24 protein-coding genes are annotated in these 25,882 nt (G+C 60.7%); 15 read left to right on the top strand and 9 right to left on the bottom strand.

From position 1 onward, the window contains the following. The first annotated feature begins 76 nt into the window (after positions 1 to 76). From lpxC to ligA, 5 genes are all read left to right on the top strand, one after another. Positions 77 to 1,033: a UDP-3-O-acyl-N-acetylglucosamine deacetylase gene (gene lpxC / locus K6N12_RS18870; protein WP_097628252.1), complete on the top strand. Its 957-nt coding sequence runs from the start codon at positions 77 to 79 to the stop codon at positions 1,031 to 1,033. 244 nt (positions 1,034 to 1,277) lie between these two features. Continuing rightward, positions 1,278 to 2,147, top strand: coding sequence for an outer membrane protein assembly factor BamD (locus K6N12_RS18865; RefSeq protein WP_172643284.1), 870 nt, complete (start codon positions 1,278 to 1,280; stop codon positions 2,145 to 2,147). Positions 2,148 to 2,152: 5 nt separating this feature from the next. After that, positions 2,153 to 3,826 carry a DNA repair protein RecN gene (recN, locus tag K6N12_RS18860; RefSeq protein ID WP_097628253.1) on the top strand — a complete coding sequence of 558 codons (1,674 nt, stop codon included), beginning with the start codon at positions 2,153 to 2,155 and terminating at the stop codon, positions 3,824 to 3,826. Positions 3,827 to 3,899: 73 nt separating this feature from the next. Further along, entirely contained in the window at positions 3,900 to 4,427 is a 528-nt protein-coding gene (locus K6N12_RS18855; protein WP_097628254.1) for a DUF6886 family protein, read from the top strand. Between the two features lie 387 nt (positions 4,428 to 4,814). Beyond that, positions 4,815 to 6,971: an NAD-dependent DNA ligase LigA gene (ligA, locus tag K6N12_RS18850; protein ID WP_097628255.1), complete on the top strand. Its 2,157-nt coding sequence runs from the start codon at positions 4,815 to 4,817 to the stop codon at positions 6,969 to 6,971. A gap of 35 nt (positions 6,972 to 7,006) precedes the next feature. Here the strand turns inward: ligA and K6N12_RS18845 are convergent, their stop codons facing one another. Continuing rightward, positions 7,007 to 7,543, bottom strand: coding sequence for a GNAT family N-acetyltransferase (locus K6N12_RS18845; RefSeq protein WP_097628256.1), 537 nt, complete (start codon positions 7,541 to 7,543; stop codon positions 7,007 to 7,009). A gap of 284 nt (positions 7,544 to 7,827) precedes the next feature. Here K6N12_RS18845 and K6N12_RS18840 point away from each other — a divergent pair, with 284 nt between their 5' ends. Together K6N12_RS18840 and K6N12_RS18835 are read left to right on the top strand one after the other, a co-directional pair. Beyond that, entirely contained in the window at positions 7,828 to 8,418 is a 591-nt protein-coding gene (locus K6N12_RS18840) for a 3'-5' exonuclease (RefSeq protein WP_097628257.1), read from the top strand. A gap of 180 nt (positions 8,419 to 8,598) precedes the next feature. Further along, entirely contained in the window at positions 8,599 to 9,090 is a 492-nt protein-coding gene (locus K6N12_RS18835; protein ID WP_097628258.1) for a CreA family protein, read from the top strand. Positions 9,091 to 9,326: 236 nt separating this feature from the next. Here K6N12_RS18835 and K6N12_RS18830 read toward each other — a convergent pair whose 3' ends face one another. Beyond that, on the bottom strand, positions 9,327 to 9,797 hold the full coding sequence (locus K6N12_RS18830) for a chemotaxis protein CheW (protein WP_003541378.1): 471 nt from the start codon (positions 9,795 to 9,797) through the stop codon (positions 9,327 to 9,329). Between the two features lie 319 nt (positions 9,798 to 10,116). On the opposite strand from K6N12_RS18830, the gene K6N12_RS18825 reads away from it, so the two are divergent. Together K6N12_RS18825 and K6N12_RS18820 are read left to right on the top strand one after the other, a co-directional pair. Then, positions 10,117 to 10,719, top strand: coding sequence for an SCO family protein (locus tag K6N12_RS18825; protein ID WP_097628259.1), 603 nt, complete (start codon positions 10,117 to 10,119; stop codon positions 10,717 to 10,719). A gap of 68 nt (positions 10,720 to 10,787) precedes the next feature. Next, positions 10,788 to 11,666: a 50S ribosomal protein L11 methyltransferase gene (locus K6N12_RS18820; protein WP_097628260.1), complete on the top strand. Its 879-nt coding sequence runs from the start codon at positions 10,788 to 10,790 to the stop codon at positions 11,664 to 11,666. 363 nt (positions 11,667 to 12,029) lie between these two features. Here the strand turns inward: K6N12_RS18820 and K6N12_RS18815 are convergent, their stop codons facing one another. Then, positions 12,030 to 12,203, bottom strand: a complete 174-nt coding sequence (locus K6N12_RS18815; protein ID WP_165503931.1) for a hypothetical protein — start codon at positions 12,201 to 12,203, stop codon at positions 12,030 to 12,032. 278 nt (positions 12,204 to 12,481) lie between these two features. Between K6N12_RS18815 and K6N12_RS18810 the strand changes: the two genes are divergently transcribed. Then, on the top strand, positions 12,482 to 14,317 hold the full coding sequence (locus K6N12_RS18810) for an aminopeptidase P family protein (protein ID WP_097628316.1): 1,836 nt from the start codon (positions 12,482 to 12,484) through the stop codon (positions 14,315 to 14,317). Positions 14,318 to 14,341: 24 nt separating this feature from the next. Here the strand turns inward: K6N12_RS18810 and K6N12_RS18805 are convergent, their stop codons facing one another. Continuing rightward, positions 14,342 to 14,650: an AzlD family protein gene (locus K6N12_RS18805; protein WP_097628261.1), complete on the bottom strand. Its 309-nt coding sequence runs from the start codon at positions 14,648 to 14,650 to the stop codon at positions 14,342 to 14,344. Between the two features lie 3 nt (positions 14,651 to 14,653). Beyond that, positions 14,654 to 15,385 (bottom strand): AzlC family ABC transporter permease, encoded by a 732-nt coding sequence (locus K6N12_RS18800; RefSeq protein WP_097628262.1) that lies wholly within the window; start codon positions 15,383 to 15,385, stop codon positions 14,654 to 14,656. Between the two features lie 133 nt (positions 15,386 to 15,518). Here K6N12_RS18800 and K6N12_RS18795 point away from each other — a divergent pair, with 133 nt between their 5' ends. After that, on the top strand, positions 15,519 to 15,773 hold the full coding sequence (locus tag K6N12_RS18795; RefSeq protein WP_097628263.1) for a DUF2164 domain-containing protein: 255 nt from the start codon (positions 15,519 to 15,521) through the stop codon (positions 15,771 to 15,773). Between the two features lie 87 nt (positions 15,774 to 15,860). After that, entirely contained in the window at positions 15,861 to 17,453 is a 1,593-nt protein-coding gene (locus K6N12_RS18790) for a hypothetical protein (protein ID WP_097628317.1), read from the top strand. Positions 17,454 to 17,476: 23 nt separating this feature from the next. Here K6N12_RS18790 and K6N12_RS18785 read toward each other — a convergent pair whose 3' ends face one another. From K6N12_RS18785 to K6N12_RS18775, 3 genes are all read right to left on the bottom strand, one after another. After that, positions 17,477 to 18,142, bottom strand: coding sequence for a dihydrofolate reductase family protein (locus K6N12_RS18785; RefSeq protein WP_097628264.1), 666 nt, complete (start codon positions 18,140 to 18,142; stop codon positions 17,477 to 17,479). Between the two features lie 172 nt (positions 18,143 to 18,314). Next, the gene (gene pncA / locus K6N12_RS18780; RefSeq protein WP_097628265.1) at positions 18,315 to 18,941 is read right to left on the bottom strand and encodes a bifunctional nicotinamidase/pyrazinamidase; all 627 of its coding nucleotides are present in this window, start codon (positions 18,939 to 18,941) and stop codon (positions 18,315 to 18,317) included. 250 nt (positions 18,942 to 19,191) lie between these two features. Continuing rightward, the gene (locus K6N12_RS18775; protein WP_097628266.1) at positions 19,192 to 19,695 is read right to left on the bottom strand and encodes an EF-hand domain-containing protein; all 504 of its coding nucleotides are present in this window, start codon (positions 19,693 to 19,695) and stop codon (positions 19,192 to 19,194) included. Between the two features lie 275 nt (positions 19,696 to 19,970). Between K6N12_RS18775 and K6N12_RS18770 the strand changes: the two genes are divergently transcribed. Continuing rightward, positions 19,971 to 20,318, top strand: coding sequence for a hypothetical protein (locus tag K6N12_RS18770; protein WP_097628267.1), 348 nt, complete (start codon positions 19,971 to 19,973; stop codon positions 20,316 to 20,318). 28 nt (positions 20,319 to 20,346) lie between these two features. Here the strand turns inward: K6N12_RS18770 and K6N12_RS18765 are convergent, their stop codons facing one another. Then, a complete protein-coding gene (locus tag K6N12_RS18765) occupies positions 20,347 to 22,824 on the bottom strand; it encodes an ATP-dependent helicase (protein ID WP_097628268.1) in 2,478 nt (825 codons plus the stop codon). A gap of 227 nt (positions 22,825 to 23,051) precedes the next feature. On the opposite strand from K6N12_RS18765, the gene K6N12_RS18760 reads away from it, so the two are divergent. Together K6N12_RS18760 and K6N12_RS18755 are read left to right on the top strand one after the other, a co-directional pair. Then, complete coding sequence (locus K6N12_RS18760; protein ID WP_097628269.1) at positions 23,052 to 23,528, top strand: VOC family protein; 477 nt, start codon at positions 23,052 to 23,054, stop codon at positions 23,526 to 23,528. Between the two features lie 407 nt (positions 23,529 to 23,935). Next, the gene (locus K6N12_RS18755) at positions 23,936 to 25,879 is read left to right on the top strand and encodes a PrkA family serine protein kinase (protein WP_003593409.1); all 1,944 of its coding nucleotides are present in this window, start codon (positions 23,936 to 23,938) and stop codon (positions 25,877 to 25,879) included. The last annotated feature ends 3 nt before the right edge of the window (positions 25,880 to 25,882 follow it).

The following is a 25,882-nucleotide window of genomic DNA, read 5'->3' as shown; positions in this document are numbered from 1 at the left end:
AGGCTCGTTGTACAGAATGAACGATGACCGCGCCGATTGGGCAGACTGCCGGTGCGGAAGAATAAAGGCAGAATTTATGGCAATTGGCTTGCTGGGTTTTCAAACGACGGTATCGCGTCCCGTGACGCTTTCGGGCATCGGGGTCCATTCGGGTGCTAATGTCTCGATCACGCTGAACCCGGCCGAATCGGATACCGGCGTCATTTTCCAGCGCATGCATGCCAATGGCGATATCACCGAACTCAAGGCCGTCTCCTCGCAGGTCGGCAATACCGACCTCTGCACCGTACTCGGCTTCTCGCCCGCCCATTCGGTCGCGACGATCGAGCATGTGATGGCGGCGATCTATGCGCTCGGCCTCGACAATGTGGTGATCGAGGTGCAGGGCTCCGAAATGCCGATCATGGACGGCAGTTCGCTGCCCTTCGTCGAGGCGATCGAGCAGGTCGGCCTGGTCTCGCTTGGCGTCAAGCGCCGCTATATCCGCATTACCAAGCCGGTGCGAATCGAGCATGGCGGCTCCTGGAGCGAATTCCGTCCCTATGACGGCACGCGCTTCGAGGTCGAGATCGATTTCGACTGCCCGCTGATCGGCCGGCAGAAGTGGGCCGGCGACATGACCGCGGCCGTCTTCAAGGCCGAGCTTTCCCGCGCCCGCACCTTCGGCTTCATGCGCGATGTCGAGCGTCTCTGGGCTTCGGGCCACGCGCTCGGCTCCTCGCTCGAAAATTCCGTCGTCATCTCGGACGACAATACCGTCATCAACGTCGAAGGGCTGCGTTACGCCAAGGACGAATTCGTCCGCCACAAGACGCTTGATGCCGTCGGTGATCTATCGCTTGCCGGCGCGCCGTTCATCGGCTGCTACCGGTCCTACCGCGGTGGCCATAAGATGAATGCCAATGCGCTGAAGGCGCTGCTCGCCGATCCCTCCGCCTATGAGGTTGTGGAGACGTCGACGCCGCGCCAGCGTGTCGCCGCCCGCGAACTGATCGCGGTCAGCGCTTCCGGATTCGCTCCCTGGTCGGCATGACCTCCAGCATATTCTCAAGACCAGGCCGCCTCTTTCCCGGAGGCGGTTTTTTTATGTCCGCCGGGTCAGATGCTTTACTGCCACAGGTCGGGGAAGAAGAGGAAAAGCCGGGCATTCCCCGGCTGCTGCCACAAAAATGCGTTAATGCCTTATCATTGCGTTGCTCTTGATGCACATTTATGGCTAGAAACGCCAGCGAGGCGTGGCTGCCGTGGAGCGAGCGGCGGCAGTGGGGTTCTTTCGAATGGGTTATGCAGGATCTGACGGTATGATGAAGACAGCGCGTGCTTTGTTCGCATCGCTTCTGGTGCTCAGCGCGGGCGCCTCGATATCCGGCTGCCAGTCGGATCCCGATATCGACATCACCAAGCTCGGCCTCGAAACCGATCCGCCGGATGTGCTCTACACACAGGGCCTTGCCAACATGAAGGCCGGCAACATGGCGGAAGCGGCGCGCAAGTTCGACGCCATCGACCGCGAGAACCCGTTCTCCGAATGGGCGCGCAAGGCGCTTGTCATGAGCACTTTCGTCAAATACCGCCAGGGCCGCCTGGACGATGCGCTTACATCCGGCAACCGCTACATGTCGCAATATCCGAAATCACAGGATGCGGCCTATGTGCAGTATCTCATCGGTCTCACCTATTCCAAGCAGATCGTCGACGTGACCCAGGATCAGCGCGCCTCGGCCAAGACGATCGAAGCGATGCAGGCCGTCATCGACAATTATCCGAACTCCGAATATGTCGACGACGCCCAGGCCAAGATCCGCTTTGCGCGGGACCAGCTCGCCGGCAAGGAAATGCAGATCGGCCGCTACTACATGGAGCGGAAGGAATATCTCGCCGCGATCTCGCGCTTCCGCATCGTCGTCGAGAAATATCCGAATACGAACCAGATCGAAGAGGCCTTGGCGCGTCTCGTCGAGGCTTATTACGCCATGGGCATTGTCGACGAGGCGCAGACGGCGGCTGCCGTCCTCGGCCACAATTATCCCGACAGCCAGTGGTACGCCGATTCCTACAAGCTGCTGCAGACCGGCGGTGCCGAGCCGCGTGAAAACAAGGGCTCGTGGATCGCTGCGGCAGGCAAGAAACTCCTGCTCGGTTCCTGAGGCCAATGCTGATCCAGCTTTCGATCCGCGATATCGTCCTGATCGAGCGGCTGGATCTTGCCTTCGAGACCGGCCTCTCCGTGCTGACGGGCGAGACCGGAGCAGGCAAATCCATCCTGCTCGATAGCCTGTCGCTGGCGCTCGGTGGACGCGGCGATGGCGATCTGGTGCGCCACGGCGAGGACAGGGGCCAGGTGACGGCGGTGTTCGATGTCGGCATGGACCACGGCGCCCGCAAGTTGCTGCGTGAAAACGGCATCGACGACGAGGGCGACCTGATCTTCCGTCGCCAGCAATCGGCGGACGGGCGCACCAAGGCCTATGTCAACGATCAGCCGGTCAGCGTGCAGCTGATGCGTCAGGCCGGCCAGATGCTGGTCGAAATCCACGGCCAGCACGACGATCGCGCCCTTGTCGACACCAATGCCCACCGCACTCTGCTCGATGCCTTCGCCGGTCTCACCGATGAGGTTTCGGAGGTTTCCCGGCTTTATCGTCTGTGGCGCGACAGCGAGCGGATGCTAAAGAAGCACCGCGAGAAGGTGGAAGGTGCGGCGCGCGAAGCCGACTATCTCCGATCTTCCGTCGAAGAGCTTGAGAAGCTCTCGCCGCAAGATGGCGAGGAGGACGAACTCGCCGACCGCCGGCAGAAGATGATGAAGGCGGAGCGAATCGCCGGCGATATCGCCGAGGCCTCCGAGTTCCTGAACGGCAATGCCTCGCCCGTGCCTCATATCGCTTCGCTGGTGCGACGGCTGGAGCGCAAGAGCCATGAGGCGCCGGGCCTGCTTGAAGACACCGTGACGCTGCTCGATGCCGCGCTCGACCAGCTTTCCAACGCCCAGATGGAAGTCGAGGCGGCATTGCGCAAGACAGAATACGATCCGAGAGAGCTGGAGCGGGTGGAGGAGCGGCTTTTCGCGCTCAGGGCTGCTTCGCGAAAATACTCGGTGCCCGTCACCGAGCTGCCGGCTCTTGCCGTCCGCATGATCGCCGATCTTGCCGACCTCGATGCGGGCGAGGAAAGGCTTGCCAGGCTCGAAGCCGAAGTCGGCCTGGCGCACGAGAATTACGATACGGCGGCGCGCTCGCTCTCCGACAAGCGCCATCATGCCGGCACCGCACTGGCTACGGCCGTCATGACGGAGCTGCCGGCGCTGAAGCTCGAACGCGCCCGTTTCATGGTCGAGATCACCACGGATGCGCAGGAGGCGCTTGCCGAAGGCATCGACGTCGTCGAGTTCCATGTCCAGACCAATCCGGGCACGCGGCCGGGCTCGATCATGAAGGTCGCCTCCGGTGGCGAGCTGTCGCGTTTCCTGCTGGCGCTGAAGGTGGCGCTTGCCGATCGCGGATCGGCTCCGACGCTCGTCTTCGACGAAATCGATACCGGCGTCGGCGGTGCGGTGGCCGATGCGATCGGCCTGCGGCTGAAGCGGCTGTCGGAGCGGGTGCAGGTGCTGTCTGTCACGCATGCGCCGCAGGTCGCCGCGAGAGCGGCGACGCATCTTCTGATCTCCAAAGGGCCGGTCGCCGAAGGGTCGGAAAAGATCGCCACGCGCGTGGCAACGATGGAGCAGAAGGACCGCACCGAAGAGATCGCCCGGATGCTGGCCGGAGCTTCGGTGACCGAAGAGGCGAGGGCGGCGGCGAAGCGGCTGCTGGCCGGCAACGGCTGATCGCCAGACGGCCGCTGTGACATGCGTTCGATTCACATTATGCCAATCGCTCGTTCAGCGGTGATCCCTCGCCATGCGGCTTTTCCATTTCAGCGACGATCCCGATATTGCCATATTCGAACCGCGCCCCGTCCGCATTCCCTCCATTCGCCCGCTCGGCCGGGAATGGCTGAATGGTCCGCTCGTCTGGGCGATCGATGGCGATCATGACTTCATGTATCTCTTTCCGCGCGACTGCCCGCGCATTCTGGCATGGGCAACGTCGGATACGCCGGAGGCCGAACGGCGGCGCTGGCTCGGCGATTGGCGCGCCGTCGCCTTTGTCGAGCGTCATTGGCTGGAAAGGCTCGAGGCAGAGACGATCCATCGTTACGAGATGCCGGCGGAGGAGTTCGAAGATCTTGACGATGCGGGCATGTGGGTATCGCGCAGACGCGTCATTCCCACGGAACGGGTTGCCATATCGCGGCTCGATCGGGAGTTTGCGCCGCGCCGGGTGGAGCTTCGAGTGCTCGACAGTCTGCGGCCGCTGAAGGGCCTCTGGACCACCAGCCTGCATGTCAGCGGTATCCGGTTGCGCAATGCGAGGGATTGGGAATAGGGCGGGGAGGGTATTCAAATGCTATCCGTCTGTGCGATGCTCCGCGTGTCGAATTTTGGCGAGAAAGCCGGCCCCAACCTCCCTCATTCCTGTGCCCGTCACAGGAATCCAGTGCGCCCAAGTCCTTGGGCGCAGAAGACTCTTCTTCGGTGCAAGAGAGTCAATCTCCGCGCAGACGCGCGGTGGCTGGATTCCTGTGACAGGCACAGGAATGAGGGTGGAAAGGTCAGCGGTCCGTCTGTACGTCAGCGGTGTCCGGCTGCGTACTGCTGCGGACTGGGGTAGAGCTATCTTCGCAACGCGACAGATATTGCCTCTCTTTTCATCCGGCAATTTTGCTCTAAAAACAATGCAGATTTCTGGCCAGATTCTCTGGAGTGATATTCCATGTCCACCGAAGGTTCCGCCGTCGACACGTTGACGATCGAAGAGGCTGCCGCCGAGCTTGAGCGGCTGGCAAAGGAGATCGCGCATCACGACGCGCTCTACCATGGCAGGGACCGGCCAGAGATTTCGGATGCGGATTACGACGCGTTGAAGCGCCGCAACGATGCGCTGGAGGTACGGTTTCCCGAGCTGATCCGCGAGGATAGCCCGTCGCGGCGGGTGGGTGCTGCGCCCTCCGTCACCTTCTCGCCCGTCGTCCATGCGCGGCCGATGCTGTCGCTCGACAACACGTTTTCGCAGGAGGACGTGCAGGATTTCGTCGCCAGCGTTTATCGCTTCCTCGGCCGTCTGCCGGACCAGTCGATCGCCTTTACCGCCGAGCCGAAGATCGACGGTCTGTCGATGTCGATCCGTTACGAGAACGGTAGGCTGGTGACGGCTGCCACACGTGGTGACGGCACGACGGGCGAGAACGTCACCGCCAATATTCGCACCATTGCCGAAATCCCCAACGAGCTGCCAAAGGGGGTACCCGCGGTGGTGGAGATTCGTGGCGAGGTCTATATGGCCAAGAGCGACTTCCTGGCCCTGAACCGGCAGATGGAAGCAGAGGGCAAGCAGACCTATGTCAATCCGCGCAATACAGCCGCCGGGTCGCTGCGCCAGCTCGACGCCAAGGTGACGGCGAGCCGCAAGCTGAAATTCTTCGCCTATGCCTGGGGCGAGATTTCGGAAATGCCAGCCGACACGCAATTCGGCATGGTGCAGACCTTCAAGGACTGGGGTTTTCCTGTGAACCCGCTGATGAAGCGGCTGAATTCGGTCGCCGACATCCTCGCGCATTACGACGAGATCGGCCTCGAGCGCCCGGATCTCGACTACGACATCGACGGCGTCGTCTATAAAGTCGACAGTCTCGAACTGCAGGCCCGTCTCGGCTTTCGTTCGCGTTCACCGCGCTGGGCGACGGCGCATAAATTTCCGGCCGAACAGGCCTTCACCGAGGTCGAGAAAATCGAGATCCAGGTCGGCCGCACCGGCGCGCTGACGCCGGTGGCGCGGCTGAAGCCGATCACCGTCGGCGGCGTGGTCGTCACCAATGCGACGCTGCACAACGAGGACTATATCAAGGGTATCGGCAATAGCGGCGAGCGCATTCGGCCTGAAGATCACGATATCCGCGAAGGAGATACCGTCATCGTCCAGCGCGCTGGTGACGTCATTCCGCAGATCCTCGACGTGGTGATGGAAAAGCGCCTGGCCGACGCCCGGTCGTACGAATTTCCGAAAACCTGCCCGGTCTGCGGCTCGCATGCGGTGCGCGAGGTCAACGAGAAGACCGGCAAGATGGATTCGGTGCGTCGCTGCACCGGCGGTTTCATCTGCCGGGCGCAGGCGACCGAGCATCTGAAGCACTTCGTCTCGCGCAACGCCTTCGACATCGAGGGGCTCGGTTCGAAGCAGATCGACTTCTTCTTCGAACACGAGGATGCGTCGCTGCAGATCCGCACCGCGCCCGAAATCTTCACGCTGGAGAAGCGCCAGCAGCAATCGCTGACCAAGCTGGAGAATATCGACGGCTTCGGCAAGGTCAGCGTCGGCAAGCTTTATACGGCGATTAACGAACGGCGCAGCATTGCACTCCACCGCTTCATCTATGCGCTCGGAATCCGTCATGTCGGCGAGACCACGGCAAAGCTGCTGGCGCGCTCCTACGGAACTTACGAAGCCTTTGCGACTGCGATGAAGGAGGCGGCACCGCTTTCCGGCGACGCCTGGAACGATCTCAACGCCATCGAGGGCATCGGCGAGGTGGTGGCGCGCGCCATGGTCGAATTCTACAAGGAACCGCGTAATGTCGAGGTGATTACCCGGCTGCTCGAGGAAGTGACGCCCCAGCAGGCCGAACAGCCGGTAACGACCGGCAGTCCAGTCGCCGGCAAGACCGTGGTTTTTACCGGCTCGCTGGAAAAGTTCACTCGCGACGAGGCGAAGGCGAGGGCGGAAAGCCTCGGCGCCAAGGTGGCGGGATCGGTCTCCAAGAAGACCGACATCGTCGTCGCCGGACCCGGCGCCGGCTCGAAGCTCGACAAGGCGCGCGAACTCGGCGTGCAGACGATGGACGAGGACGAGTGGCTGGCGCTGATCAGCGGGTGAGAGGCTGATGACGGCAAGCCGCCAGCCTCGTCCACTCACAGCCTGAGCCGGGCCATCGTATAGGCGTCGACATACTTTCCCGCTCGAAAGCCGAAGGCTTTCAGCAGGCCCTCCCGCTCGAAGCCGAACGTCTTATAGAGGCCGATGGCGGCGTCGTTGTCGGTGTAGACGGTCAGTTCCAGCCGTTTGACATCCAGCCAATCGTCGGCGGCCTCGACCATGGCGCCGAGCAGGATGCGGCCGAAACCGCGGCCGGTGAAATCGTCATGTATCCCCATGCCGAGGCTGGCGACGTGCTGCCTGCGGCCGGAGAGACGGTGGAGGCCGCAATTGCCGACGATCTTGCCATCCAAGGTAACAACGAGGTTGAGCGCGCCCGGCGATGGGTTTTCCATGTATTTGCGGACCTCTTCGACCCTTTGGTACGGCGGCCGCAGGGTGCCGGCCCGATAGCCTGGCAGATTTATGAGATCGGTGATCTCCTCCGCATCGGCGAGGCGGACGGCGCGCACGAGGACGCCTTCCGGCAGGCGCGGCCGGCGGCCAGGCTCAGTCTCTTCGTTTTCAGACATTGGCTGCTCTCCGTTCGTTTCAGGAGGAGAGCCCGGGTTTTGGAAAACCCTGCTCGCCTCGGCAGGGTTTTCGGGGGTGATCGGATCGCTGCTAACGCGCCATCGCTCCCGCGTACCCTTCAAGGGTCGTGGTGTGATGAATAAGCGCTGCCACGGTCACGGAGCCGATCATGGCGGCAAGTTTGGATATGCCGGGTGAAAAGTCAACCGTACGTCGTGCCGAATTTGCGCGGCCGGGAGCGGGGCGGTATTTCTGTTCCCGAGGAAATGATTCGGGTACTGATTTGAAGACCATTGCGATTGACTTCGAGACGGCGAACGAACAGCGCGGCAGCGCCTGTTCCGTCGGCCTTGCCTGGATCGAGGAGGGCAGGGTCACGCGTGTCGAGGAGCGGCTGATCCGGCCGCGCGACATGCGTTTTTCCGGGATGAACATCGCGATTCACGGCATCCGGCCGGAGCACGTCGAGGATGCGCCCGAATTTCCCGAGGTGATGGACGAGTTCCACGAGGATATCAGCGGCGCAACGATGATCGCGCATAATGCCGCCTTCGATTTCAGCGTCTGGCGGGCGTGCCTCGATCTCTACCGGCAATCCTATCCGGAGCTGACCTATCTCTGCAGCCTGAAGATGGCGCAGCGGATCTGGCCGCACTTCCTTTCGCATCGGCTGAACCTGATCGCCGAGCATCTCGGCTTGCGTTTTGTGCACCACAATGCGGCCGAGGACGCCATCGTTTGCGCGGCTGCGGCCATCGAGATGGCGAAGGCGGTCAAGGCCAATGCCGTTCACGCCATACCGGCGCTGATCGGCATGAAGCCTGGCCGGCTGACGGCGCGGGCCTATGAGCCCTGCACCTGCCGGAAAGGCTGATCCTTTCCCGCAGTCGGCCTTTCTTGCGAAGCATGTGGACGCACTTATCTAGAAGGCGGATTATTCAGCGCATAACCCCAGTAATCGGAATCGATTTTCGTAAAGGATTATGCGCAGATTCAAAGTGATAGAGCGTCCTTAGCGCGTCCGGTCGGACGCGCGGCGCTCTAAGGAGCCGCCATGTCCAACCTGCGCAATCTTCTTTTCGCCGCCTTCTCCTTCGCCACCCTTTCCGCAGGCGCCGCCTCGGCCGAGGTCGTCGGCAAGGTCGGGGTCGACTGGATCGGCAACGACATCATCGTCGAGGCGCTCTCCGATCCGGAGGTCAAGGGCGTCACCTGCCACGTCACCTATTTCGACCGCAGCCTGATCGACCGGTTCAAGAACGGCAACTGGTTCGAAGATCCCTCCAACAATTCCATCGCCTGCCGGCAGACGGGGCCGATCGAGATCGGCAATATCGACCTGTCCAAGGATGGCAGCGAAGTGTTCCGGCAGGGCATGTCGCTGATCTGGAAGACGCTGGTCGTCAATCGCATCTACGACAAGGCCAACGACACGCTGATCTATCTCGCCCATTCCAGGGAACTGACGGATGGCTCTGCGAAGATGTCGATCTCGACGATTCCGCTCTATGGGCAGACTGTCACGTGGAAGAATGGGAAGCCGTAAAGCTCAGGGACTACTGTCCTCGGTGATGAAGACCCCGCCCCACAAGAGGGAGGGGCTTAATTTGGCGCACCCGCTTTCCAGATTCTCGACGTTTCGGGGGAATGAGGCGTAGCCCCGGTTAGTCCCTCCCCCTTGGGGGAGGGGTTTTGCACACGGAAATCATGCCTGCCGCACTCTCGACACCTAATAAAAAAGCCCGGACGAGCCGGGCCTTCCAATGCCAGAATGGAAAAGTATCAAGCGGCCTGAGTCAGCTCGTCGGCGATAACCGTATCGAGGTTCAGGAAGCAGACCATGGTCTTTTCCAGTGCGACGATGCCGCGGCAGAAGGCGCGCTGGGCTTCCGGGATGATTTCCGGCGGCGGCTGCAGGTCTTCGCTCTTGATAGTCATCATGTCGGAAACCTGCTCGACCAGCAGGCCGACCAGCTTGCCGGCGATGTCGGTGACGATGATCGCCGAGCGCTCGGAGGGCTCAGTCATCTTCATGCCGAGGCGGCAGGCCATGTCGATGACGGGGATCACCGCGCCGCGCAGATTGATGAGGCCGAGCACGTAGGGCGGGGTGTGCGGCATCGGCGTCACCGGCGCCCAGCCGCGGATTTCGCGGATGGCCATGATGTCGATGCAGAACTCCTGGTCGCCCAGGTGGAACGAGACGATTTCGAGATAAGCGCCCGACTGCTTGATGGCGTTGTTGTTGTTCATGGTCAGAATTCTTCCCAGTTATCCCCGGCGGAGTAGCGATGCAGAACTGCCGTTAAATATAGATGTGACGGCTTAAGTCTTTCCTAACGATATGTATTTTGGGATTGTCCGTCGCTCTGAAGGCAAGCTATTCACAAACATCGATTTTTTTATCGTGCTGATTTCTGGGGGGCGATTTCCGGTCGGGGAACGGCTGCGGCCGATGAGACAATTAATCACGGGTCAGAAAACATATTGTTGAGTTGCGCCCCTTCGGTCGAGACTATAATCACGCCGGAAGAGGCGGGCGGCGCATCCGCCTGGATCGAGGATCTCGCCAATGAAGACATTCCGCATCGCCGTCTGGGTCGGTGTCCTGATACTTGCCGGGGTTCTCGGCTTCGTCAGATGGTATCCTTTGAAATCGGGGGATGTGGCGGCGGAGGCGCCCTTCGGTGTTCCATTTACCCTGGTCTCGCAGAGCGGGCAGCCGATCACCGAAGAAGCGTTGCGCGGCAAGCCGACGGCGCTGTTTTTCGGCTTTACCCACTGCCCAGAGGTTTGCCCGACGACGCTCTTCGAGCTAAACGGCTGGATGGAGAAGGTCGACCCCAAGGGTGACAAGCTGCAAGCCTATTTCGTGACTGTCGATCCAGAGCGCGACACGCCCGAGATTATGAACGAATACGTCTCCAACGTTTCCAGGCGCATCACCGGCATTTCGGGTCCGCCGGACAAGATTGCCGAAGTCATCAAGGGTTTCCGCGTCTATGCCAAGAAGGTGCCGGTCGACGAGAAGGATCCGAACGGCGATTACACGATGGATCACACCGCCTCGGTCTTCTTACTCGATTCGGCCGGGCGGTTTGCCGGAACGATCGCCTATGGCGAAAACCCGGACACGGCGGTAAAGAAGCTGGAGAATCTCGTCAATAAGGGGTGATGGTTTCAGCGTGATGGGGCGTTGCCTCGACCGGTGGCGAGCAACGGAAACGGGAAAGACCGCCTATCGTGAGTGAAATCCGCCTTTACGTGACGACGACCGAGAGCAAGGCCGAAGAGATCCTCGATCTTCTGAGTGCGGTCTTCGGCGAAGAAGACTTTGCCATCGGCACCACCGAGATCGACGAGAAGAAAGATATCTGGGAAGCCTCGATCTATATGATGGCCGAAGACGAGGCCGAAGTGCATTCCCGCGTCGAGGCCGCATTGAAGGCCTCTTTCCCCGATGCCCGGCTGGAGCGGGAAGTCATCCCCGATGTCGACTGGGTCGTGAAATCGCTGGAGGGGCTGAAGCCTGTCAGGGCGGGGCGCTTCCTGGTGCACGGCTCGCATGACCGCGACAAGGTCCGCCCCGGCGATATCGCCATCGAGATCGATGCCGGCCAGGCCTTCGGAACCGGCCATCACGGCACGACCGCCGGCTGCCTCGAGGCGATCGACGCCGTGGTGCGGTCGCGCCCGGTCTGCAACGCGCTCGATCTCGGCACCGGTAGCGGCGTGCTGGCGATTGCGGTGCGCAAGCTCAAGAACATACCGGTGCTCGCAACCGACATCGACCCGATCGCGACGCGGGTGGCGGCAGAAAACGTGCGCCGCAACGGCATCGCCTCGGGCATCGTCACCCGGACTGCGCCGGGCTTTCATTCGACGGCCTTTTCCGAGCATGGTCCCTTCGATCTGATCATCGCCAACATTCTCGCCCGGCCGCTGATCCGCATGGCGCCGAAGCTTGCGACGCATCTCGCACCCGGCGGCTCGGTGATCCTTTCGGGCATTCTCGCCGCGCAGCGCTGGAAGGTGATCGCCGCCTATAGCGGCGCGAGGCTTCGGCATGTCAGGACGATCTGGCGGAACGGCTGGGTGACGATCCATTTCGATCGGCCTTGAGTTTTTGGGGCGATGAGGAGGCGAGTGCCTGTCTGATGGCGCATCCGACGCGGTGTTTCACTGCGCCGGCGGCGAGTTTGGCGAGAACATCACCTCATTGCCGCATGGATGCTCGGCTCAAGGCCGCATGACGGAGCGTGGGGTCGACGGAAGGAGCCATTCACCGTACCGGCGCCTATATCAGGAACCTGTCCACCAGCTAAACCCTACCGACGACAACAAAAAAGGCGGTGCCGATGGCACCGCCTTGGACCGGTCTATCCGGTCAATGCCCGCGAGCTCAAAGGGGAGGAGCGCTCGAGCGGGCTCTACTGCATTCCAATAGGCCGGTCCGGGAGGGAGGAGACGGACGGGCTTTCAGACTCAGAACGCGTAGCTGGGAGCGCCGTTGTGGCGCGTGGCGCGCTGGCCCGCGCCGAGCAGCTTGAGGCTGTCGTCGTTCTGCGGCCGGCGGGCGCCGATGACGTGACGTACGGTCTGGCGTTCGCCAGCCTGCACCGGGCTGCTGTATGCGAAGCGCGAGAGAGAGGCGGCCATTTCAAAAATTCCTTTGTTGCAGGTTCATCGCGAACCGTTCGATGCCGTCTATATAGCTATTCTGAAAGGCGGAGGCAGAGGGTTTGGCTCATGGGAGCCATGCGGCTAATGCATAAAGCGTGCCAAATTAACTTTTGGCGTCACAGTTCTGTCAAAATACTAGGCCGCCCCTACGGTTTCGACTCGTTTCGTCGCTTTTTCTCCCCATCGATTGAAATTTCGCTAACATGGCCGGCATCCCCTTTACCGGATTCGTCTCAACCATTCGGGTTTCCAGCATGTTCCAGTCCTTCGAAGTCACCTCCACGCCCCAATTCGGCAGGGATCGGGTATCGGCGCTGCGCGCTGCTTTCGATTCCCTCGAGATCGACGCCTTTCTTGTGCCGCGCGCCGACGAGTTCAACGGCGAATATGTTCCCGCATGTTCGGAGCGCCTGGCCTGGCTGACGGGCTTCACCGGCTCGGCAGGCATTGCAATGGTTCTGCGCACGCAGGCGATCGTCTTCGTCGACGGGCGTTATGTGACGCAGCTTGCCGAACAGGTCGACGGTTCGGTCTTCTCGAGCGGCGATCTCGTCAACGAGCCGCCGCATCTCTGGCTTGCCGCAAACGGAGCCAAGGGGCTTCGGCTGGGCATCGATCCCTGGCTGCATGCGGGTGCCGAGGTGCGCCGTCTGGAACGATCGCTTTCGCAGATCGGCGGCACGCTCACCTTCCTGCCGCACAATCCGCTCGACAGGCTCTGGAGCGACCGGCCGGCCGAGCCGCTCGGCGCGGTCAGCATTCAGAATGTTGCGCAGGCCGGCGTGCTTGCCAGGGATAAAATCGCCACGATCGCCGCCGACCTTTCGAAGAAGAACTTGGCGGCAGTGTTAATCGCCGATCCCTCCTCGGTTGCCTGGACCTTCAACATCCGCGGCGCCGACGTGCCGCACACGCCGCATCCGCTGGCGCGTGCCATCGTCCATGCCGACGGGCGGGCCGAGCTCTTCCTCGACAAACGCAAGACCGGCATCGAGTTGGAGGCCTATCTCGCGCAGATCTGCACGCAGCTGCCGCCCTCGGCGCTGGAGGAGAGGCTGGGCGCCGTCTCCAGGGATGGCGGCCGTGTGCTGATCGACCCCGATATCGCCTCCTATGCGCTGGCCGAGATTATCCGCAAGGCGGGCGGCGAAGGGGTGGAGGGCGCCGATCCCGCCAAGCTGCCGCGCGCGGTCAAGAACGACGTCGAGATCAATGGCTCGGCCGCCGCGCATCTGCAGGATGGGGCGGCAATGGTGGAATTCCTCTATTGGCTGTCGCAGACAAAACCCGGCACAGTGAGCGAAATTGTTGCCGCCGAGCACCTCGAAGCGGCGCGGGCCCGGGTCGGCCAAAATATGCAGAACCCGTTGAAGGATATTTCCTTCGACACGATTTCCGGCGCTGGCGAACATGCGGCGATCATGCATTACCGCGTGACGACCGAGACCAACCGGATGATCGAGGCTGGCGAGCTCTTCCTGATCGATTCCGGCGCGCAATATATCAACGGCACGACCGACATCACCCGTACCGTCGGCATCGGGGCGGTTTCAGAAGAACATCGCCGTTTCTTCACACTGGTGCTGAAGGGGATGATCCAGATCAGCACCGCGCGTTTCCCGAAAGGCACGCGCGGCTGTGACCTCGACCCGCTGGCGCGCATCGCGCTGTGGCGGGCAGGGGCCGATTTCGCGCACGGCACGGGCCATGGTGTCGGCTCCTATCTCTCGGTGCATGAGGGGCCGCAGCGCATCTCCAGGCTTTCGACGCAGGAACTGCTGCCCGGCATGATCCTGTCCAACGAGCCGGGCTATTACCGGCCCGGCAGCTTCGGCATCCGCATCGAAAACCTGATCTATGTGCGCGCGGCCGAGGAGATCGACGGCGGCGACGCGGCCATGCTCGGCTTCGAGACACTGACTTTCTGCCCGATCGACCGCAGTCTCGTCATTCCTGAGCTTCTGACCCATGACGAGCTGCACTGGTTCAACGACTATCACCGCCGCACGCGCGAGGCGCTGATGCCGCTGATCCATGATCACGATGTCCGGGCGTGGCTCGAAAACGCGACGTTGCCGGTGGAATATTAAGGCAATGTCGTCTGAATGCCGGCCTTAGACGCCGGCGGTATGACGCCAGATCATCACTGCGATCCAGGCGGCGACCAGCATCCACGTATGGGTGAAACGCAGGCCGACGAAGAGGGCGACGATCAGCGCCAGCTTCGAGTCCCAGCCGCCGATGAAAAAGGCAGGTGCGACCAGCGTCGTCAGCACGGCGGCCGGCACCGCATTCAGCGCCGCCTCCATGCGCGGCGGGATGCTCTTCATCCGGGTGATGAGGATGTAGCCGCCGATGCGTGTGGCGAAAGTGGCGACCGCGGCGGCGAGGATGACGAGCGCCATGTGAAGATCGAATTCCATGGCTCAGACCTCATGCACTTCGGATTGCAGGGCGTCGGCTTCGAGATCGGGCTCCTGCGGCGGCAATGGCAGCAGGGCGGCAAGGACGATGCCGGCAGCGGCGCCGAGGCTGACATGCCAGGGCGAGCCGACATAGCGATAGGCGAGCACGGAAGCCACCGCGCTGACGAGCGCCACGGGCAGGAAATTGTCGCGCTTGCGGAAGCCGAGAACGATGCCGAGGAAATAGGCCGGCAGCAGGATATCGAGGCCGATGGCCTTGGGATCACCGATGAAGCCGCCGAGCATGCCGCCAATGACGCTGATCAGTACCCAGGGGATATAGATGATGATGCCGAAGCCGAAATACCAGGCGAAGGTCAGCGGTTTGCCGGCCTCGCTGCGCTTCACCGCTTCGGCAAATTGCGGATCGACGAGCAGGAAGAAGGTGAGGAATTTCTGCACCGGCGTGAAATGGCCGATATAGCGCGCCAAGGCCGCCGAATAGAGCACGTGGCGGAAATTGACGGCGAGGATCGACAGCACGATCAGCCAGGCATGGACATTGTGACCGAAGAGCTCGATGCCGACCATCTGGCTGGCGCCGGCATAGACGGTGGCGCTCATAAAGGCGACCTCGGAAAGCGACAGGCCGTTTTCGACCGCGAGCGCCCCGAACAGAGCGCCGAAGGGCGCCGACGCCAGCGCAACGGCGGAGCCGCCCCGCAAACCTTCAACAAAGTCGGCGCGATTCATGCGATCATCTTATCCTGTTGGAATCCAAGCTTTCCCTTATGGTCTATGGATTGCAGCGGCAATTGAATTTCATTGATTGACCGATCGATTTCGCTGAACCATCGCAGCCCCGGTCGCATTCAAAGAGGAAACCATGAAGAAGATCGAATTTTCCAAGGACGAAAAGGCTGAGATCGTTTCGCGCATTCGCGCTTATTTCGACCGGGAGCTCGATCCTATTGGCGCCTTGCCGGCTGAATTCCTGCTCGACTTCTTCGCCGAGGAGACCGGTCCGTACTTCTACAATCGAGGGCTGAGAGACGCCCAGGCTGCCTTGTTGAAGAGAATGGAGGATCTAGCCGAGGACATCCATCTTCTCGAGAGGGAGAGCAAAACCTCTGGCGCCTGATAATCAAATGGCGGCCTACATTTAACGCCAAATTATGTCACGGCCGATATGGTCGTCACGCTGTCATTCACCGGGTTTGCGTGTCATTTGGCCTCGATTGTCTCTGTTGTTGATGAACCGCGTTTCGCCAAGCTCGGCAAACCGTTGATCTTTTTGGTTTGGCTTGCGCTGGCGTCTGCTCTTTGCTGGTCCGAAACCGTTTGGCGTGACGAGGTTCGCGCATTGTCGCTGGCCCTTCAGGGGGACAATTTCGCCGATATGCTTCGCCAGTTGCATGGCGAGGGTCATCCAGCTCTCTGGTATATCCTGCTGCGCGCCGCCTATGTCGTTGTCGGCTCCCCCGTCGTTCTGAAGGTTGTCGCGCTGACGATTGCGGCGGCCGCGGCCTATCTTCTTGTTTTCAGGCTGAAACTGCCGCTTCCCATCATGCTGCTGTCGCTGTTTGGCAGCTTTTCGATTTTCGAATACGCCGCGATGTCGCGAAACTACGGCATCAGCATGCTGGTGATTTTCCTAATCGTTCTGATCTGGGAGAAAGGAGCCCGCAACGGGATCTTGCTCGGCCTGCTGTTTGCCTTGCTGGCAAATTCCAACGTCCATTCGGTCGTCCTTGTCGGCGGCTTCCTCGCCTATTGGTTTTTCGATTTAATTCTGGTGCGACCGCGGTCTCCTCTGACGGAATACCGGGCCTTTGCAACAGCTGCCGCCATTGCCGCGGTTGGAATTGTCCTGTGTTTCGTAACGGTCTATCCGACCTTCAATGATACGGGGCAGAACGATCTCAGTGGCAAGAACTTCGTTTTGCTTGCCCTTGGCGCTCTTGCTGCGCCCAGTTCGCATTTTATGGAATTCTATCCCAACTGCATCCTTGAATTGGTCGTGGCATATCCGCTGGCGTCACGCATTTTCACAGCGCTGATGTCCGTGCTCGTCTATGCCAGCCTGTTGTCGCTGGCGAACAGGCGGCCGGCGATGATCGCAGCGGGTCTTGTTCTGTTGGGGCTTTCGCTGCTTTTTACGCTTGTCTATCCCGGCGGATACAGACATCAGGCGCTCTGGCTGGTTTTCATGATCGCGATGACCGCCTTGAGCACGAACTTCCAGCGTGAAGGAGTGGACGTTGCCGGCATGAAGGCAACCGGCAGCGGCGTAAAGTTCGGGCGTCTGTGCTTCCTGATATTACTGGCGCTGCAGGTCGTGTCCGGTATCGAAAAGGTCAATCGCGCCTTCGTGGCCGAAATACCCTTTAGCCGGAGCAGGGATTTCGGGGCGTTCATTCAATCGCGCCCCGATCTCAAGGATGCGATCATCATGGCAGATCCCGACTATCTCGTGGAAGCGCTGCCCTATTATCTTTCCAATCGCACCTATCTTCCGCGCGAGGAGCGGTTCGGCGCCATCGTGCGATATACCCGCAACGCGCGGCTTTCGCTCAGCCTTGCCGATATGCTGCAAACGGCACGTCGATTGCAGCAGAGTGAGCAGGTGCCTGTCGTCATTCTTCTTTCGCGGCGGCTCGACCAGATTACGGCCCCCGTCTCCTTGCGTGAAAGCTATGTTTGGCGGTTGTCCCTGACGCCGGAGGATATCTCTGCTTTCCAGAGTGCGACAGAACTCGTCAAACGCTTCGGCCCAGATGCCGGGAGCGACGAGACCTACGATGCCTATGTCATGAAGTAAGACACTGGACTGCAGTCTCTTCCTCAGCCCTCCCGCTTCATCCGCTCCCGGCGCGCGATTTCGGCCTGCGAGGGCTCCGACATGGCGAAGCTGCCGGGTTCGACCTCGCCGGCGCGTTCGTAGACGCTCATGATGACGCCCGTGGTCGATACCGAGTTGGCGGTGAGTTTCAGTGCTTCCGGTCTGGCGCCATGGCCGAAAAGGCGCTTGCCGGGGCCGAGGATCACCGGGAAGGTCAGAAGCCGGAGTTCGTCGATCAGGTCGTGCGCCAGCAGTGTTTGCAGAAGGCTGCTGCTGCCCTGGGTGAGAATGTCGGGGCCATCCTCCCGTTTCAACCGGGCGATTTCGGCGGCAGCATCGCTGCGCAACGCAATGGAATTTTCCCAGCTGAGCGGCTCCGCCGAGGTGGTCGCGACATATTTGGTCGCGGCGTTAAAGGCCTTACCGATGGGATCGTCTTCACCGACATAAGGCCAGTGGGCGGCGAAGATCTCGTAGGTCTTGCGGCCGAGCAGCAGTGCGAAGGGGTCGGTGAAGATCCCATCCATGAACTGGCCCATCGCCTCGTCCCAATAATTGACGGTCCAGCCGCCAAGGGTGAAGCCGCCGGTCGGATCCTCCTCAGGCGCGCCGGGCGCCTGCATTACGCCGTCCAGGCTGACAAAGGCAGCGGTCACAAGCTTTCTCATCTCTCGACTCCCATGGTCGGTGTGTTCATAGCCAAGGACGGGTCGGCGTGCGCCAATCCGACATTCCCCGCATTGTTTTTAAAGCCTGTCGCGTAAAACGACATGCATAAAGACAAGAGCCAAAGTGCCGGGGGCGAATCTGAACGATCGCGACGCGCTTTTATAGCGTCAGTTAGCCGTCCAGGACTTCGGCGCTGTCGATAATCGCGATGCCATGGGCGCGCATCTCGTCGATGGCGGCGGCAACGCCTTCGGGGGTGATGCCGCGGCTTGCATCCTCGATGAAGCGGACGCGGATACCCGGGATCATCTCCAGCGCGTCGAGCGCGGAGAACTTGACGCAATAGTCGGTCGCCAGCCCGCAGACGTCGAGATCGGTGACAGCCTGGCCCTCGAGGAATTCGGCAAGGCCGGTCGAGGCATCGCGGTCATTGTCGCGGAAGGCGGAATAGCTGTCGATGTCGGGATCCTCGCCCTTCTGCTGGATCAGGTCGATCTCTTCGGATTTCAGCACGGGATGCAGTTCGGCATCGAGCGTGCCCTGAATGCAGTGATCGGGCCACATCATCTGCGGCTTGCCCGACAGTTCGCCCATCTCGAAAGGGGCCGCACCCGGATGGGCGGAGGCGAAACTGCCATGGCCCGGCGGGTGCCAATCCTGGGAGGCGACGATCAGATCGTATTTGCCGCTGTCGATCAGACTGTTTGCGATAGGAACCACCTTATCGCCATCCGGTACCGGCAGATTGCCGCCCGGACAGAAGCCATTCTGAATGTCGACGAGCAGCAGCGCTTTCATCAAGGCCAATCCCTTCGCTTATTCCAGTGTAAAGACGCCAAGCATATTGAACGCATCAACTAGTGGATTTCCAGGCGCCGACGCGCAAGTGTTAAATCTGGTACTAGCGGTAGTAAGTGGCTGAAAAAGAATACGCTAATGCAATCACCGCGAGAGCCTGCGACGGCCCTCGTGTCGAAATGGAAGGGAAGGCGGAAGACGCTTTTGCGTCTGGCGGATCGAGGCTCCCCCGGCGGAACCCCGTGCCGAACTATGCCGCGGTCACGGCGTCGGCTACGGAATCACTTGCCGCAGGGGATGCGCCATAGGTATTGCGATGGGCTTGGAGGGCCGTCTGCATGTCGCTCAGCACTTTGGTGAGCAGCGGATCGCTGTCGCCTGAGGTGCTGATCTTGTTCGGATCAGCGGCGAGGAATTCGGCTTCGGTCAACTTGCCGTCGCCATTGCTATCCATCGCGGCAAAAACGCCCTTGGAGGTGTCGTCGCTCTGATCGCTGCCATCAGCCTGATCGTCGCTGTCATCGGTCTTTTGCAGGGACAGCATCAGCGACAGGATGTCGGCGGTGATCTTCTTGACGATATCGGCGCTGCTGTCGTCACCGTCGGCTGATGTCGCAGCCGCGCCGGATGACGAGGACTGCGACGCGGCGGCGAGTTCGTCCGCCGAAACGACGCCGTCACCATTCTTGTCGAGGCTGGAAAGCGGAGACTGGTACTGGGATAATGTGCTGCCGAGAGATGAAACGCTGGTCACTTGAACCTCCTTCGAAAAGTTCGTCGTGAAGCCCGCCTTTCATGGACGGGCAGGTTCCGGGCTAAGCTGATTTGCGCCAAGCGTCAAAGCGACGTTTTGACACGTTAACTTTTCGGTTACCAAAGATATCTTTTTGGAATTATTGTGTTTTTGTAGACAGATGGGTTCGATCGGATGGAGTTCTGCACCGGGCGCGGAAGCGCGATGCGAGGCCGATCTTGCTCCCGGCCGCAATTTCTGCCTTTCTTGCTCAGACCCAAGCCGGAAGCGAAACCATGTCCGAGTCAGAGCCGAACGAGAAGATCGATGCGACGTTCCGCAACGGGTCGCTGACGGCGACCGGGATCATCCTCGGTTTCTCTCTCAATTTCATCAGTCTCTGGGTTTCCAATCCCAATAACTGGAGCCGCGTCGATCTGCTGCCGATGTCGTTCCTGACCGTCGGCATCGCTATTCAGGTGAAGGTGTTTGCCGATCTCTTGGCGCGGGACTCGCTGCTTGCCGTCAAATATGACCGGTCGCGCCGACTTTTCTTGATCGGATTGTCGATCGTGGCCATCGGGATGGGCATCGCCTTGATGAACGATATTCTCGGGCTCGGCAGCATGCGGATGCTCGGGTAAAGGGTCTTGCGTCGCGCAGAGGTGATTATCACACGCGCTCGACGAACCCGTCCAGCACCCGCTTCTGCCCGGCTCGGTCGAACTCGATCGTCAGCTTGTTGCCTTCGATGCCGGTGATGTTGCCGTTGCCGAATTTCAGGTGGAACACGCGGTCGCCGAGGGTGAAACGCGAAGGCTCCGACGAGGTGGATTTTGCCACCAGCTCGCCTTCGATCGTGCGTCCCTTCGGGCCGCTTTCGCCATAGCCGATACGTTCGACGGCGTGGCCGGAGCGGCTGCCCCAATTGTCGCGCGTGGCATCGGTCTTGTTGGCCTGGGCGCGTTTCCAGCCGGGCGTGGAATAGGAATTGGCAAAGGGCTCCGCCTTGTCGAAGCGGGATTGGCCGTAGCCGCCGCGGGCGTAACCGCCATAGCTCTGCTCCATTTCGGCAACCTCGACATGGGTTTCCGGCAGCTCGTCGAGGAAACGCGAGGGCAGGGTTGATTGCCAGAGGCCGTGGATACGGCGGTTGGAGACGAACCAGATGTGGCAGCGGTGCTTGGCACGGGTGATGCCGACATAGGCGAGGCGGCGTTCCTCCTCCAGGCCGGCGCGGCCGCTTTCATCGAGCGAGCGCTGATGCGGAAAGAGGCCTTCCTCCCAGCCGGGCAGGAAGACGGTGTCGAACTCGAGGCCCTTGGCCGAATGCAGCGTCATGATCGAGACGGCATCGAGGTTCTCGTTGGTCTCGGCATCCATGACGAGAGAGACGTGTTCGAGAAAGCCGCGCATCGACTCGAAGCTTTCCATCGAGCGGATCAGTTCCTTGAGGTTCTCTAGGCGGCCGGGCGCTTCGGCGCTCTTATCGTTCTTCCACATGTCGGTATAGCCGGACTCTTCGAGGATCTGCTCGGCAAGTTCGGTATGCGGTGTGTTTTCAAGCAGTTCCTGCCATCGGCGGAAAGATTGAATCACGTCGAAGAGGGCTTTTCGCGCTTTCGGCTTCAGCTCATCCGTTTCGATGATGTCGGCGGCGGCCGCAAGCATGGGGATATCGCGGGCTCGCGCATAGTCGTGCAGCGCGCGCACCGTCGTGTCGCCGAGGCCCCGCTTCGGCGTGTTGATGATGCGCTCGAAGGCGAGGTCATCGGAGGCTTGAGCGACCAGGCGGAAATAGGCCATGGCGTCGCGGATCTCCAGGCGCTCGTAAAAGCGCGGGCCGCCGATGACGCGATAGTTGAGGCCAAGGGTGACGAAGCGGTCTTCGAATTCGCGCATCTGGAAGGAGGCGCGCACGAGAATCGCCATGTCGTTGAGCAGATGCTTGCCGCGCTGAAGCTGCTCGATTTCCTCGCCGATGGCGCGGGCTTCCTCCTCCGAATCCCAGGAGGCGTGCACCTGCACCTTGACGTCGTCCGGATCGGAGCGGTCGGTGAACAGTGTCTTGCCGAGCCGCCCTTCATTATGGGCGATCAGATGGGCAGCGGCACCGAGGATATGTTCGGTCGAGCGGTAGTTGCGCTCGAGCTTGATGACTTTGGCGCCGGGGAAATCCTTCTCGAAGCGCAGGATGTTGTCGACCTCGGCGCCGCGCCAGCCATAGATCGACTGGTCGTCGTCGCCGACGCAGCAGACGTTCTGCGGCTCGCCCTTGGCGCGCTGGGCGAGGAGCCGGAGCCACATATATTGAGCGGTGTTGGTGTCCTGGTACTCGTCGACGAGGATATAGCGGAAGCGGCCGTGATATTCCTTCAGAAGATCGGGGTTCTTGCGGAAGATCGCGATAGGATGCATCAGCAGGTCGCCGAAGTCGCAGGCGTTCAGCGTCGTCAGGCGCGCCTGATAGGCGAAATAGAGATCGCGGCCGCGGCCGTTGGCGAAGGCGCGCGCGTCACCCTCAGGGATATCGGCGGGGCCGAGACCCTTGTTCTTCCAGGTGTCGATCATGCCGGCGAACTGCTTGGCCGGCCAGCGCTTGTCGTCGAGGCCTTCGGCCTGGATCAGCTGCTTGATCAGGCGGACGACGTCGTCGGTATCGAGAATGGTGAAATCGGAGCGCAGGCCGACGAGCTCGCCGTGGCGGCGCAGAAGTTTGACGCCGATAGAATGGAAGGTGCCGAGCCAGGGCATGCCTTCGACGGCGCCACCGACGAGCAACGCGATGCGCTCCTTCATCTCGCGGGCCGCCTTATTGGTGAAGGTGACGGCGAGGATCTGCGAGGGGAAGGCGCGGCCGGTATTGAGGATATGTGCGATGCGAGTTGTCAGCACGCGAGTCTTGCCGGTGCCGGCGCCCGCAAGCACGAGGACCGGGCCTTCCAGGGTTTCGACGGCTTCGGTCTGTTCGGGGTTCAGCCCGGAGAGATAATCCGGCCGGCTGCCGCCGTCGCGGGCGGCCATGGCGCGGGCGGCAATGCCACCGGTGGCGGGCGCCCTTCCGGCGGGCGCGGCAGGCGGCTGCGGCTTGCGCGCCATCTCGCTCGGCTCTTCGTCGAAGAAGGGAATATCGTCGAAACTATTGCTCATGGCGCGTAATGTAGTGATTCGGGAAGGAAAGACCAGAAAAGATGTTCTGCTTTCATTCCCAAGCCGCCGCTATCCCAAGGGGTTTACGCATGGCGGCAAGGCTGCTTGATAGGACAGAGGCAACCCGACGGAAAATTTCAGCCGCACTTGTCGGAAACCGCGTCGGCGGGGCGTCCTTGGATCATCGGACAATCGTCCGGGTCTACCGTCAACAAGGAGGCTGCATCATGGCGAAGGTCGTTTCAAATCTCTGGTTCGCGCAGGAAGCGCGCGAAGCCGTCGAATTCTATGTGTCCATAATCCCGGATTCCAGGGTTGGCCGCACGACCATTCTTCCGGCGGAAACGCCGAGCGGGCCTCCCGGCAGCGTCGAGCTGATCGAGTTCACGCTCGGCAATCAGGCCTTCCTGGCGATGAAGGCGGGTCCGCTCGATAGCTTCAACCATTCCTTCTCGATCGCGATCCTCTTGGAAAGCCAGGCCGAGATCGATCGGGTCTGGGAAGCATTCCTCGCCAATGGCGGCACGCCGGAGGCCTGCGGCTGGCTGAAAGATCGCTGGGGCCTATCCTGGCAGATCGTGCCGCGCATGCTTTCCGAGATGATCGACCACGGCGACCGCGAGCGGGCCAGGCGCGTGACCGAGGTGATGCTCGGCATGGTCAAGATCGATGTCGCCGGGCTGGAGAAGGCATTCAACGGCTGAATTGTGCTGGCGGCGAATGATTCGAACGCTTGGCTCACGGCCGGCATGCGGCCGTTTCCGCCATGTCGGGCGCCAACCGGCACATGCTGTCCAGCACCGACTCTGTGCAGATTTGGCTGCCAATCGTCGATTTTTCCGGAACTCGAATCACGGGCGACATTGCACACCCTTTTCATCTTTCTGTCACGTCGCGAAATGTGCTGATACCGCACGGGTGCTTTTTTCAACTATAATGAGAAACAGTTTCGTAGAGTAAAAATAACCGGTGCATGCACGTTTTTGTGCGTTGCAAGAAACAGCCGGTGAGCGTCGAATATAGCTACGAAATTATTGATTCTTAGGAACGTCGTAGCCATCTCGATGGTTATACGACTTTGAGCCTGCGGCAGAACCTTACTGGAGGGCCCATGCTGAACGAATCCGTATTCGATGCGTTTACGCGCAGTTACGAAGCGCGCCGCGAAACCGATATGTCGGTGGCTGAGTATCTCGATCTCTGCAAAAAAGACCCGATCGCCTATGCCAATGCGACCGAGCGCCTGCTCGCCGCGATTGGCGAGCCGCAGATGGTCGACACTGCGAGAGATGCGCGGCTTGGCCGAATCTTCATGAACAGGACCATCCGGATCTACCCGGCCTTTGCCGGTTTCCACGGCATGGAAGAGACGATCGAACGCATCGTTTCCTTCTTCCGTCACGCGGCACAGGGGCTCGAGGAGCGCAAGCAGATCCTCTACCTCCTCGGCCCGGTCGGCGGCGGCAAGTCGTCCTTGGCGGAGCGGCTGAAGCTGCTGATGGAGGTTCATCCGATCTACGTGCTGAAGGCGGGCGACGAAATCAGCCCTGTTTTCGAAAGCCCGCTCAACCTCTTCGATCCGGAGACGATGGGGTCGCTGCTCCAAGAGCAATACGGCATCCCGCTGCGGCGCCTGAACGGGCTGATGAGCCCGTGGTGCCTGAAGCGGCTCGACGACTTCGGCGGCGACATTTCCCGCTTCCGCGTCGTCAGAATTCAGCCTTCGCGATTGCGCCAGATCGCCATCGCCAAGACCGAGCCCGGAGACGAGAACAATCAGGATATCTCGTCGCTGGTCGGCAAGGTCGACATCCGCAAGCTTGAGACCTACTCCCAGAACGATCCCGATGCCTACAGCTATTCGGGCGGGCTCAACCGCGCCAATCAGGGCGTGCTTGAATTCGTCGAAATGTTCAAGGCACCGATCAAGATGCTGCATCCGCTGCTGACGGCGACGCAGGAGGGCAATTACATCGGCTCCGAAAATATCGGCGCCATACCCTTCTCCGGCATCGTCCTCGCACATTCGAACGAAGCGGAGTGGCAGACCTTCAAGGCCAACAAGAACAATGAGGCCTTCATCGACCGCATCTGTGTGATCAAGGTGCCCTATTGCCTCCGGGTGATGGAAGAGCAAAAGATCTACGAGAAACTGATCGAAGGGTCGGAACTCGCGGATACGCCGTGCGCTCCGGCAACGCTCGAAATGCTGGCCCGTTTTTCGGTGCTTTCACGCCTGCGCAAGCATGAGAACTCGACATTCTTCTCGAAGATGCGCACTTATGACGGCGAGAGCCTGAAAGAAACCGATCCGCGCGCCCGCAGCGTTCAGGAATACCGGGATGCGGCCGGCATCGACGAGGGCATGGACGGCATATCGACACGCTTTGCCTTCAAGGTGCTCGCCTCCACCTTCAATCACGACACCACGGATATCGGCGCCGACCCTGTGCATCTGATGTATGTGCTGGAACAGGCGATCCGCCGCGAGCAGTTTTCCGACGATGTCGAGAAGCGCTATCTGGAATTCATCAAGGCCGATCTTGCGCCACGCTACGCAGAGTTCATTGGCAATGAGATTCAGAAGGCTTATCTTGAATCCTATGCGGACTACGGACAGAACCTGTTCGACCGCTATGTCGACTATGCCGATGCCTGGATCGAAGACGTGGACTTCAAGGATCCCGATACCGGTCAGCTTCTCGATCGCGAGCTCCTCAACCAGGAACTGACGAAAATCGAAAAGCCGGCGGGAATTGCCAATCCGAAGGATTTCCGCAACGAAATCGTCAAATTCTCGTTGAGGTCGCGGGCAGCCAACGGCGGAAAAAATCCGTCTTGGACGAGCTACGAGAAGATCCGGGAAGTGATCGAGAAGCGTATGTTCTCGCAGGTCGAGGATCTTTTGCCGGTCATTTCCTTCGGATCGAAGAAGGATTCGGAAACAGAAAAGAAGCACAGCGAATTCGTCTCGCGCATGGCCGCGCGGGGTTACACGGAGAGGCAGGTTCGGCGCCTCGTCGAATGGTACATGCGCGTCAAACAGGCAAGTTAATGC

Source organism: Rhizobium redzepovicii, assembly GCF_019793435.1.
Classification (GTDB): Bacteria; Pseudomonadota; Alphaproteobacteria; order Rhizobiales; family Rhizobiaceae; genus Rhizobium; species Rhizobium redzepovicii.
This window is presented reverse-complemented; position numbering and strand designations above follow the sequence as displayed.